10 protein-coding genes are annotated in these 12,020 nt (G+C 44.0%); all 10 read left to right on the top strand.

Annotation, left to right across the window (positions count from 1 at the left end):
* Positions 1 to 212: 212 nt before the first annotated feature.
* On the top strand, positions 213 to 1,055 hold the full coding sequence (locus D8790_RS08475) for an NAD(P)H-hydrate dehydratase (RefSeq protein ID WP_125388294.1): 843 nt from the start codon (positions 213 to 215) through the stop codon (positions 1,053 to 1,055).
* Between the two features lie 222 nt (positions 1,056 to 1,277).
* Positions 1,278 to 1,502 carry a helix-turn-helix domain-containing protein gene (locus D8790_RS08470; protein WP_045501079.1) on the top strand — a complete coding sequence of 75 codons (225 nt, stop codon included), beginning with the start codon at positions 1,278 to 1,280 and terminating at the stop codon, positions 1,500 to 1,502.
* 101 nt (positions 1,503 to 1,603) lie between these two features.
* Complete coding sequence (gene xseA, locus D8790_RS08465) at positions 1,604 to 2,944, top strand: exodeoxyribonuclease VII large subunit (RefSeq protein WP_125388293.1); 1,341 nt, start codon at positions 1,604 to 1,606, stop codon at positions 2,942 to 2,944.
* Positions 2,922 to 3,134, top strand: a complete 213-nt coding sequence (locus D8790_RS08460) for an exodeoxyribonuclease VII small subunit (RefSeq protein WP_005589516.1) — start codon at positions 2,922 to 2,924, stop codon at positions 3,132 to 3,134. Before xseA ends, D8790_RS08460 begins: the two co-directional genes overlap by 23 nt.
* A complete protein-coding gene (locus D8790_RS08455; protein WP_125388292.1) occupies positions 3,131 to 4,006 on the top strand; it encodes a polyprenyl synthetase family protein in 876 nt (291 codons plus the stop codon). The genes D8790_RS08460 and D8790_RS08455 overlap by 4 nt, the downstream gene beginning before the upstream one ends.
* Positions 3,999 to 4,823 carry a TlyA family RNA methyltransferase gene (locus D8790_RS08450; protein ID WP_125388291.1) on the top strand — a complete coding sequence of 275 codons (825 nt, stop codon included), beginning with the start codon at positions 3,999 to 4,001 and terminating at the stop codon, positions 4,821 to 4,823. Before D8790_RS08455 ends, D8790_RS08450 begins: the two co-directional genes overlap by 8 nt.
* Positions 4,807 to 5,238, top strand: a complete 432-nt coding sequence (locus D8790_RS08445) for an arginine repressor (RefSeq protein WP_125388290.1) — start codon at positions 4,807 to 4,809, stop codon at positions 5,236 to 5,238. Before D8790_RS08450 ends, D8790_RS08445 begins: the two co-directional genes overlap by 17 nt.
* 8 nt (positions 5,239 to 5,246) lie before the next feature.
* Positions 5,247 to 6,905: a DNA repair protein RecN gene (recN, locus tag D8790_RS08440; protein WP_125388289.1), complete on the top strand. Its 1,659-nt coding sequence runs from the start codon at positions 5,247 to 5,249 to the stop codon at positions 6,903 to 6,905.
* Between the two features lie 52 nt (positions 6,906 to 6,957).
* Positions 6,958 to 7,689, top strand: coding sequence for a metallophosphoesterase (locus D8790_RS08435; RefSeq protein ID WP_125388288.1), 732 nt, complete (start codon positions 6,958 to 6,960; stop codon positions 7,687 to 7,689).
* 251 nt (positions 7,690 to 7,940) lie between these two features.
* The coding region (locus tag D8790_RS08430) for an SHIRT domain-containing protein (RefSeq protein ID WP_125388287.1) at positions 7,941 to 12,020 on the top strand (4,080 nt) is incomplete at its 3' end.

The following is a 12,020-nucleotide window of genomic DNA, read 5'->3' as shown; positions in this document are numbered from 1 at the left end:
TGGCGAGATGGAGAGTAATTTTAGCTTTTGATTGTGAAGTGAAGAAAGATAATGCTTTTTGTTGGGCTCAACACTGTTCTCTTACGCAACTAGAATTCAATAAAGATATGCTTATGAGGGATAGAAAATAGCAGTCAAATTTCTTTGCTTGATGTGCTTGAGCGGGTAATATTGGTTTTTGAAAACATTTAAATAATTATAGAGGTTCAAATATGAAACTAGTCAGTGACAGGCTTTTGAAAAAGGTTATTATAAATCGATCGCCAGACAGTCATAAAGGTAACTATGGTCGCCTGCTCTTGATTGGTGGGACCTATCCCTATGGCGGAGCTATTATCATGGCTGCTCTGGCCGCAGTAAGGAGCGGAGCTGGTTTGGTGACAGTTGCAACTGAACGGGAAAATATTTCTGCCCTCCATGCTCATTTGCCAGAGGCTATGGCCTTTGATTTGTGGGAGCAAGAGCGACTGATGGATCAGATCCGCAAGGCTACTGTTATTTTAATTGGGCCGGGTTTAGCTGAAAATTCTTTAGAGAAATCAGTGCTGCAGCTGGTTTTACAGCTTGTAAACAAGCAACAAATCCTGATTATGGATGGGGGTGCTATATCGCTTTTTGCCAAGCAAGCTCTGCCTTTTCCAAAGTCCCAGACAATTTTTACCCCTCATCAGAAAGAATGGGAAAGCTTGTCTGGTTTGCCCATCGAGTCACAGGACGAAAAATCTAGCCAAAAGGCTGTTAACCAATTTCCTAAGGGAACTCTAGTTGTACAGAAAAGGAATGGAACGCGAGTTTTTCAGAGTGGGGAAAAGGATGTTTATCAACTGCAGATTGGTGGTCCCCATCAAGCAACTGGTGGTATGGGAGATACCTTGGCAGGGATGATTGCTGGCTTTGCAGGTCAATTTCAGCAGGTTTCACTTTTTGAAAGAGTGATAGCTGCGACCTACTTGCATTCAGCCATTGCGGATGAGTTAGCCAAGGAGATTTATGTGGTATTACCGACAGAACTGAGTCAACGAATTCCAACTTGGATGAAAAATTTGAGTCAATAAATCTTGAGAGGCTTGGAAAAATCCGAGTCTCTTTTTGTTGATTAGGAAATCTTGTCGTGACTGGGGAGAAATAGGATTTTTCTTCTTTTTCACATGATCTATTTTTTCAATATATATTAAAAAAGTTAATATGATAGAACCTTTTTTTGTGCTATAATAATAATAAAGTATGAGAGTTAATATTATACAATTTAGTAGAAGTGGATAAGTGCAAAAAGTGTTATGTCAGAGTTAAGGATAGCAATTGGAAAAAAAATTAGAGAATTAAGGGAACAACGTAAAATGACAAGGGAATTGCTGTGTGAAGATGAGACTCGTTTGACAGTCAGACAGCTTGCTCGGATCGAGGCAGGCGATTCGATTCCTAGTTTACTAACCTTAGAATTCATTGCGCAACAGTTGCATATCGAAATGTATCAAATTATCAAGGAAAGTACAAAATCTTAGTGATTTTTATTCTGAAAATTGGGAACTTGGAAGCACCGCCTTCTTCCATTTTTTGGTATAATAAAGGTTACGCAAATACTAGAAAATAGAAAGGGAGCGACATGCCAGATTATTTATCGGTTTCGACCTTGACCCGTTATCTGAAGATGAAGTTTGACCGTGATCCTTATTTGGAACGGGTTTATCTGACAGGTCAGGTCTCTAATTTTCGCAAGCGCCCCAATCACCAGTATTTTTCCCTCAAGGATGAGAAGGCAGTTATTCAGGCGACTATTTGGTCAGGTGTTTATAAAAAGCTTGGTTTTGAACTAGAAGAGGGCATGAAGGTCAATGTCATCGGCCGTGTGCAGCTCTATGAGCCAAGTGGGTCTTATTCGATTGTCATTGAAAAGGCTGAGCCAGACGGCATTGGTGCCTTGGCTGTTCAGTTTGAGCAGCTCAAGAAAAAACTGGGAGAAGAAGGTCTTTTCCAAGATAAGTTTAAACAGCCCTTACCTCAATTTCCTAAGAAAATTGGGGTGGTGACCAGTCCTAGCGGGGCTGTCATCCGAGATATCATCACGACAGTCAGCCGCCGTTTTCCAGGCGTGGATATCCTGCTTTATCCGACCAAGGTTCAGGGCGAAGGAGCTGCCGCCGAGGTGGCGGCTAATATCCGTCGAGCCAATGAGCGAGAAGATTTGGATGTTTTGATTATTGGTCGGGGCGGCGGGTCCATCGAGGATCTTTGGGCTTTTAATGAGGAAATCGTCGTACGGGCTATATTTGAGTCTCAGATTCCAATTATTTCCAGTGTGGGGCATGAAACGGATACGACTCTGGCTGACTTTGTGGCAGACCGACGAGCAGCAACTCCCACAGCAGCAGCGGAATTGGCGACGCCAGTAACCAAGCTGGATCTTCTGGGGCATTTGAGCCAGCAGCAAAATCGTCTGGCAAATGCAGCTTCAAATCGTCTAGCTTACCAGCGAGAACGCTTGCATAAATTGGCTTCCTCTGTTATTTTTCGGCAGCCAGAGCGACTTTATGATGGCTATCTGCAAAAGTTAGACCAACTTATTCTGCGTTTAAAGCAAAAAATTCGCGAATATTATAGTGAAGAAGTCCAGCAGGTCAAGATTCTACAGCATCGCTTGGAGTCTTTGTCACCTCTGCGACAGGTGCAGCGCTATCAGGAGCAGGTTCGTCAGCAAGAACGCTTGTTGCGTAGCAATATGGCAGTGATCTATGATCATAAGGTGGCTGAAGCCAAACGGCTGTCAGATGCGCTACTCATGCTGGACACCAGTCGTATTGTGGCGCGGGGCTATGCTATTATCCAAAAAAATGAAACAGTAATCGAGTCCAGTCAGGATATCAAGGAGAAGGACCAGCTGACCATTCTTATGCGGGATGGTCAGGTCCAAGTTGAGGTAAAAGATGTCAAAAGACAAGAAATTTGAAGAAAACTTAGCTGATTTGGAAGCTATTGTCCAGAAGCTGGAAAATGGAGACGTAGCCTTGGAAGAGGCAATCGCTGAATTCCAGAAGGGCATGCAGCTGTCTAAAGACTTGCAAAAGACGCTAGATCAGGCAGAAAAGACCTTGGTCAAGGTCATGCAGGCTGATGGCACGGAAACGGATATGGAATGACAACAGAGCATAAAATCAGGCAAATTGGCCTGACGATTCAAGATTTTTATCAGAGCAAGGAAGTGTCAGCGGATTTGACTGAGACCATTCTCTATTCTATCGAGGCTGGTGGTAAGCGGATTCGCCCTCTCTTGCTTTTGGAGTTGCTGGAGGGCTTTGGTCTGGAATTAACTCCTGCCCACTTTCAGGTGGCAGCAGCTCTAGAGATGATTCACACTGGTAGCCTGATCCATGATGATTTGCCAGCTATGGATAATGATGACTATCGCCGTGGGCGTCTGACCAGCCACAAGAAATTCGGGGAGGATATGGCCATTTTAGCGGGAGATTCTCTCTTTTTGGATCCTTATGGTTTGGTGGCAATGTCAGAGCTCCCTAGTCAGGTCAAGGTGGATCTGATAGCAGAGCTGTCTTGGGCGGCTGGATCCTTTGGTATGGTAGCTGGGCAGGTTTTGGATATGCAGGGAGAAGGTCACAAGTTGACCATGGACCAGCTCCAGACCATTCACGCCAATAAGACAGGCAAGCTCTTGGCCTATCCTTTTGTAGCAGCGGGAATTATTGCTCAGACTGGTCAATCAGTCCTAGGGAAGCTCCGTCAAGTAGGAGAACTCTTGGGGTTGGCTTTTCAGGTGCGGGATGATATTTTAGATGTGACAGCCAGTTTTGAGCAGATCGGTAAGACACCGCAGAAGGATCTGGCGGCTGAGAAATCAACCTATCCAGCCTTGCTGGGCTTGGATGGAGCCAGAGACTTTTTCGATGAAACGCTGGAACAAGCGAAAAGTATGCTAGAGCAATTAGAAAAAGAAAGTGATTTTTCAGCTAAAGAAATTCAAAAAATAATAGAAAGTTTGAGACTGGATGGCTAAGGAAAGAGTGGATGTACTGGCCTATCGACAAGGCCTCTTTGAGACCCGAGAACAGGCCAAGCGCGGAGTGATGGCAGGTCTGGTCGTGTCACTTGCTAATGGAGAGCGTTTTGACAAACCAGGTGAAAAAATCGATGATGCAACAGAGCTCAAGCTCAAGGGAGAAAAGCTCAAGTATGTCAGTCGGGGCGGCCTAAAATTAGAAAAGGCTTTGCAAGTGTTTGGCCTTTCGGTGGAAGACCGAGTAGCCTTGGATATCGGAGCTTCGACTGGAGGATTTACCGATGTCATGTTGCAGGCGGGAGCACGATTAGTCTATGCTGTTGATGTCGGAACCAACCAGTTGGCTTGGAAACTTCGCCAAGATGAACGGGTTGTCAGCATGGAGCAGTTCAATTTTCGCTATGCCGAGCCAGCTGATTTTGACTTTCAGCCCAGCTTTGCCAGCATTGACGTCAGCTTTATCTCGCTCAGCTTGATTTTGCCGGCCCTCTATCAGATTTTAGAAGAGGGAGGTCAGGTCGTGGCCTTGATTAAGCCTCAGTTCGAGGCTGGCCGCGAGCAGATTGGCAAGAAGGGGATTATCAAGGACAAGAAAGTTCATTTGGCGGTGCTGGGAACCGTGACAGCCTTTATGCTGGAAGCGGGTTTTTCAGTCAAAGGTTTGGATTTTTCTCCGATTCAGGGTGGGCATGGCAATGTTGAATTTCTTGCCTTTCTGGAGAAAAGCGAGCAGCCGAAAAATGACTTGGAGAAAGACTTAGTCGCTGTCGTGGAGGCGGCCCACAAGGAATTTAAAGATGAAGAAGAAGGATAGATTAGAGAAAATCAGACGATTTGTCAGTGAGTTTGAGATTGGCACCCAAGAGGAAATTGTAGAACATCTCAGGGAATCTGGGATTACAGCGACACAGGCAACGGTTTCACGAGATATCAAGGAGCTAGGGATTGTCAAAATCCCTTTTAAAGATAATACCTATATTTACGAGCTTCCAAAAACAGCTAGCAATAGTCTGAAGTTGGCTGAAAATAATATTTTGGCCTGTCGAAATCTAGGAAATATGCTCAATCTCAATCTGGTGCCAGGGAGTGCGGCGGTCGTCAAGCGTTATCTGAGTAAAGAATTTGCTGAGGAAATTTTCAGCATCATTGCGGATAACGACAGTATCCTAATCGTTGCAGTAAGTGAAAGTGCAGCCCAAAAAGTCACGGCTGAAATCAATAATTGGTAGGAAAGTCTATGTTATTAGAAATTTCGATTAAAAATTTTGCCATTATTAAGGAGATTTCCCTTAATTTTGAGCAAGGTATGACGGTTTTGACTGGGGAAACTGGAGCCGGCAAGTCTATTATTATTGACGCCATGAACATGATGCTGGGCAGCCGTGCTACGACGGATGTTATTCGTCATGGAGCGCCTAAAGCTGAGATAGAGGGACTTTTTTCGCTGGAAAATAGCAGAGCTTTGCGAGAGATTTTTGAGGAGCAGGGCTGGGAGCTGACCGATGAGCTGATTATCCGTCGGGAAATTCTGCAAAACGGCCGCAGTGTCAGCCGTATCAATGGCCAGATGGTTAATCTGTCTGTTCTAAAGGCTGTCGGCCAGCACTTGGTGGATATCCATGGTCAGCATGATCAGGAAGAGCTGATGAGACCACAGCTTCATATAGCCATGCTAGATGAGTTTGGAACAGCAGACTTTTTGCATCTCAAAGGCCGCTATCAGGAAACCTTTGACCGCTATCGAAGTCTACGCAAGCAAGTCCTGACTCTGCAGAAAAACCAGCAGGAGCATAAGGCCAGAATTGAGATGTTGGAGTTTCAGATAGCGGAGATTGAGAGTGCTGCTCTCAAAAGTGGTGAAGACACCGCCCTGCATCAGGAACGAGATCGTTTGCTCAACCACAAGCTCATTGCAGATACGCTGACCAACGCTTATACCATGCTGGATAATGAAGACTTTTCCAGTCTGACCAATGTCCGTTCAGCTATGAATGACCTTGAGTCTATCGAGGATTACGATCCAGCCTACAAGGAGCTTTCTGCCAGCTTGTCAGAGACTTATTATGTCTTAGAGGATGTCAGCAAGCGCCTAGAGGATATTTTGGATGGACTGGATTTTGACGGAGATCGGCTGCTGCAGGTGGAGAGTCGCTTAGACTTGATTAACAGCATTACGCGTAAATACGGTGGCCAAGTAGATGATGTGCTGGAATATTTTGCTCAGATTTCCAAAGAATACAGCCTTTTAACTGGAAGTAACTTGTCCTCAGAGGATATGGACCGAGAGCTGAAGGCCTTGGAGAGAGAGCTGGTAGAGCTGGCCCAGGAGCTGAGTCAAGCTCGTCACGGCCTAGCAGCCCAGCTGGAAGCAGAAATCAAGCAGGAGCTGCAGGATCTCTACATGGAAAAGGCACGCTTTAAAGTGCAGTTCAGTAAGGGCAAGTTCAACCGTGAAGGCAATGAACAAGTAGAGTTTTACATCTCAGCAAATCCGGGCGAGGATTTCAAACCTTTGGTGAAGGTTGCGTCTGGTGGGGAGCTCTCCCGTCTCATGTTGGCAATCAAGTCTGCCTTTTCTCGTAAGGAAGGCAAGACCAGCATTGTCTTTGACGAAGTGGATACGGGTGTTTCTGGCCGAGTGGCTCAGGCTATTGCTCAGAAGATTCACAAGATTGGCTCCAATGGACAAGTATTGGCCATTTCCCATTTGCCGCAGGTCATTGCGATTGCCGATTATCAGTTCTTTATTGAGAAGATTTCGGATGAGAATTCGACCGTCTCAACGGTTCGCCTGTTGACAGCTGACGATCGTGTTCAGGAAGTTGCTAAGATGCTGGCTGGCGAAGATGTGACGGAGGCTGCTTTGACTCAAGCCAAAGAATTATTAAAGAAATAAACAAGCGAGACTGAGACACTAGTGTTTCGGTCTCCTTTAGAAGGTGGCGCGTATGACAGAATATTTTGCAATTGGTGATGTCCATGGTAAGGCTGGCATGCTTGATGAATTGCTCCAGCACTGGGACGGTCGTAGCCAACTAGTCTTTCTAGGCGATTTGATCGATCGTGGCGAAGACAGCCGAGCAGTTTTGGAGCGGGTCAAGGACTTAGTGGACCAAGAAGGAGCTGTTTGTCTGTCTGGCAATCATGAGTATATGTTTCTGACTTGGCTGCACAATCCTGAAAAATCTTATGACCATTACCGACGCAATGGTGGAGATACGACAATTAATTCGCTTTTAGGCCGACCTCTCAATGCTCCTGTAGATGGACTAGCAGACGCGGGACATGTAAAGACGGAGGCGGCCGATTTAGTAGATTTTATTCGCCAAATGCCTTTCCTATTGGAGACAGAGCAATACATTTTTGTCCATGCTGGCCTAGATTTGGAACTGAAAGACTGGCGAGAGACCAGTGATTATCAAAAAGTTTGGATTCGCGCGCCTTTTCACGAAGGCAGCAATCAGACTGGCAAAAGGATTGTCTTTGGTCATACACCGACATTTTATCTCTTGCATGAAGCGCCGGGAACTGATCAGCTTTGGATGACTGAGGATGGCAAGATTGGCATGGATGGCGGAGCTGTTTATGGCGGAGTACTCCATGGAGTTCTCTTTGGTGATAATGGCATCATAGAGCAGTATGCGATTAGAAATGATGGTTTTGCTGCGGAGGATGAATAGAATATTTGACTGCTAGCGTCTCGATAAAGAAATCAAAAAGATTGAAGAAGCGTAGCCTAGCTATCTTTTTCAATTTTTTTGGGGTTGGATGAGATAATTTCTACTGAAAAAATAGGCGAATATCTATATTTATATAGGGTGAATTTGCTATCCTATAAGTAACCGTAAACCCTTAAATAATAATTCAAAATATATGCAATTCCTCTTCTTTATGCTATAATAGTTATCGAAAAAGCAAAAAGGAGGAAAAGATGTTTTTTCAGGATAGAAAGATAAAGTATTCAATCCGCAAATTATCAGTTGCTACTGTATCACTTGCGATTGGATTTTTGTTTGCACCCGCAGCGATTGGAGCGGGTCAAGTAGCCCATGCGGATGAGCTTGTGGCTACAGCTCAAGTAGAAAATAAGTCAGAAAATCAAGTCTCGGTGGGAACTTCTGAACCAGCGAAAACAGAAACTCAAGAGACTGTCTCAGTAACGCCTTCTGCACCCGTGCAAGTAGAAAGTAAAGAGGCTATCACAACAACAGTTCCTGCGCCAGCACAGACAGAAACGCAAGGGGATAACCAAGCCTCATTGAAATCTGCTACGCCTGCTGAGACAGAGGCAAGTCAAGCGACAGATTCGACTACTTTTAAAAATGCTCAGCCAGCTACAGGCACAAGCCAGCCAGCTGCAGCCACTGCTCAACCTGCTTCAGCAAATGCAAGTCTAAACAAGAGCGCTTTAGAGAACTACCTCAAAAACTTGCGCAGCAAGGACTTTTCAAGTAAGACAGACGATAGTCTAGAAATCTTGAATGGCGTAATGACGGCTGCTGATGGTGTGCTTCAAACTGCAACAAAGCAAGAAGAAATTGATAAGGTTTATCGCAATCTCGTGAACTTTGTCAATTCTGGTCTTCGTGATAAAAATCCGAAGTTCATCCCAGATCAGGATAAAACTCCTCGCTCGGCACTTTATGAGTTTGAAAGTGCTACACCAGGAAAAACAACTCCGCTTACTCTGAACTACTTGAAGCCAGAAGACACAAAAATCTACAAAAAGGGTGATAAAGTAAAGGCCATCCAGCCAACTGAAACAACTTATGTAGAGTATGATGGAAGTGGTAGATGGACCTTTAAGGGCTATGACCATGATAGTCAGGTGATTGACAAAGATGATGTTTTCTTCACAGGTAAGTGGGAATATACACCAACACCATACAAGGCTACCTATAGAGCAGTTAATGGCTCACCTGGGAAAACTCCGCCATCTTATGTTGCAAATTGGAGCCCAGAAGATAAAAGAAGATTTGCTGAGGGTGAAGTAGTAAAAGCACAAGAATTTCACTATGTTTTTTATACTTCAGAAGAATATCCTAACCGAAAAGGCTATTGGGCTTTGACTGGCTTTGATGCTCCAAGTAAAGTGGCAAACAATGGCGATGTAGAGTTCGTAGGAACTTGGAAATACTTTGAGGATGTCACTGTATCCTACAAACCTATGAACCAGCACGATTTTGAGAATTTTTATCATTTACCAAGTAGTCCTAAGACCTCACGTGACGAATATAAATTACCTCTTCCTAAGGAGATAAAAGATCTAGAAAGTAAGCTATACGATTACAAGCTTTCTCTCAATCAGTTTGATAAACGAGATGAGTATTTACCTAAAGATATACTGGACACGGTAGCTGCTTTGCGCCGCTATGATGAAACTCAAAATCTCTACAAACCCTTTTATGATGCGGAACATGAAGGAAATTGGACCTTTGAGGAAGATGTAGTAGATTTAACCTTCAGTCGTGAACTAGAGCGGGCGGCTACATATGGAGAAATACCAAAAGTTACGATACCATTGATGTTTAAATTTACACCAGTTCCTCGGAAACCGACTTATGAGTTTGTCAGTGGAACGGCTGGCAAAGAACTACCTGCTGAGATCAATAATCTGAAGCCTGTTTATATGGATGAGTGGGCGTATGCAGATAGAAAGAAATACCCGAAAGGCAAGGATATAGTTCAGTCTGTTAGACCAATTCAAGAAACCTATGAAGATAAGGACAAGAAGGGGACTTGGCACTTTAAAGGCTACGATTTTACTAAAAAACCAGTGAGCGACTGGGAGCACGATGGATGGAATCTCAAGTTCACAGGTACTTGGACATTTGAAGAGAAAAAGTACCCAGAAAACTATGAGTATGTCAGCAAAGACCCTAGCCTAGCTCTACCAGATGGACTCAGAACCTTCCCGCCAATCAGCACAGAGACATATGTTGATGGTGCTACTGTTCAGGCAAAAAAACCTGAGAAGACGACTTACATGGACTTTGAGAATAAAGGTACTTGGAAATTTGAAGGCTATGACAAGGATGAAAAGGTAGTCAATAAAGCTGGCGTCCTCTTTACAGGTAGCTGGTCCTTCACACCACACCGCGATAAGGTTGTTTCCTTTGACTTTGTGAGTGATACTCCAGGGAAGACCATCCCTGATGATTTGAAGGCACAAATCCCTGCCCCTATCACGACTTCTCCATCAGATTATTCTGCCAATGTCTTTAATGAAATTCAATATCTCAGTTCATACGTCGATAATGAAAATGATGGTACATGGGTTGCTCAGCAGATTCCTCAGCGAGAGGAGGAAGTTGAGAAACCAGCTGACGATGAGGATTCTACCTACACGGTTCATTGGAAATTTTTACCGACCAAGCATAGTGTTTACTATGACTTCTATACAGATTCAAAAGATGATTCTGGTCAAACGATCTATCCGCCATCAACTTTGTATAATCTAATCACTTACGAAAGAGAATTTGTCAAGGGTGAAAAAGCTCGCGTTAAAATGCCATCTAAAACAAGATTTGAGGATCCTGATGGCAGAGGAACTTGGGTCTTTGATGACTACTATGAAGATGATAATACGACTATTTCTCCACGTGTGAAAACAGTCGAGGCAGGAGACGTTATCTTTAGAGGGAAATGGATTTTGGTTCCTACCAATCAGTCTGATACGATCTATAGGGTAGAGTATAAATTTACTAACTCGACTCCTGCTTATCCTCTTCCAAATAAGATTCGCGAGATGCTTCCAGCTGGCACTGATTTCGTTGGACGAGCTGACGATTACAAAGATGCAAGCAAACTCGACATATCTACAGTAACTGTTCCGACAGGTACATGGACCTTCCATGGTTTTGATGCAGATAAATACGGAAAAGCTATTGCAGGTACAAAAGTGAAGACCATCACAGGATCTTGGAGCTTTACGCCAAATGGTATAGACTATCAGTTCCAATCAACTAATCCTGATTTCGTATTACCAGATCATATCACCAAGTTGACTCCGAAAAACCCAATTGATTATAAGATGGGCGGTCTGTTCCTTACAGAAGTAGACGCTGAACAACCAAGTGAAACGACTTATGTTGACACAGCAAACAAGGTAACTTGGACATTTGCAGGATACGATAAAGAAAAAATCGTTGTAGGAAAAGGCAGACAGACTTTCCTTGGAAGCTGGGTACCTACTCCAAATCCAGAATATGTATTCAAATCATCTAAAGCAGGTGTTCCATTGCCACAAAGTATTTTAGAAGAGTTGCCAAGTGATGAAGCTTCTTATAAGGTTGGAGACACTATTGTAGCCAAACAACCTGCTAAAGAATCAGTAGTTGAAGAAGAAAAAGATTATGTCTGGACCTTCAAAGGTTACGATCAGAAGAATGCGACCTATAATGGCAAGCGCGTGACATTTACAGGTATCTGGGAAGCAACGCCTAGACCGCATCATGTAAACTACACTTTTGAAAGCGAAACGGCTGGTGTTGATTTGCCTGAATTTATCCAGAAGAAAGCACCAAAAGATGGCTCAACTTACTTCAATGGGACGAGAGTTTTTGCAGAAGATCCGACAACAAAGACTTACAAAGATGATGTGAATGATGGTACCTGGACTTTCGCTGGTTATGATGCCAAAAGTAAGATTGTGAAAAAAGCTGATTTGACTTTCACAGGTAAGTGGAAGTTTGAAGCCAACAAGTATCAAGCTACTTATCGCTTCGAGAGCGCCACAGCAGGTCAAGCACTTCCAGCAGCGATCGCCGCATTGACTCCAAGCGACAGTGCAAGATATGTGAATGGTGCCTCTGTTTCAGCTCAACAACCAGCTCAAACCACTTATACAGATAGTGTGAATGATGGCACATGGACTTTCAAAGGCTATGACGCAGGCAATGCAGTCGTGAACAAGGCCAATGTTGAGTTTGTAGGAAAATGGGCCTTTGAAGCCAACAAGTACCAAGCTACTTACCGCTTCGAGAGTGAGACAGCAGGTAAGCAACTTCCA

Source organism: Streptococcus cristatus, from assembly GCF_003943535.1.
Lineage (GTDB): Bacteria > Bacillota > Bacilli > Lactobacillales > Streptococcaceae > Streptococcus > Streptococcus cristatus_L.
Note: the sequence above shows the minus strand (reverse complement) of the source record. Positions and strands in the feature narration are given on the sequence as shown.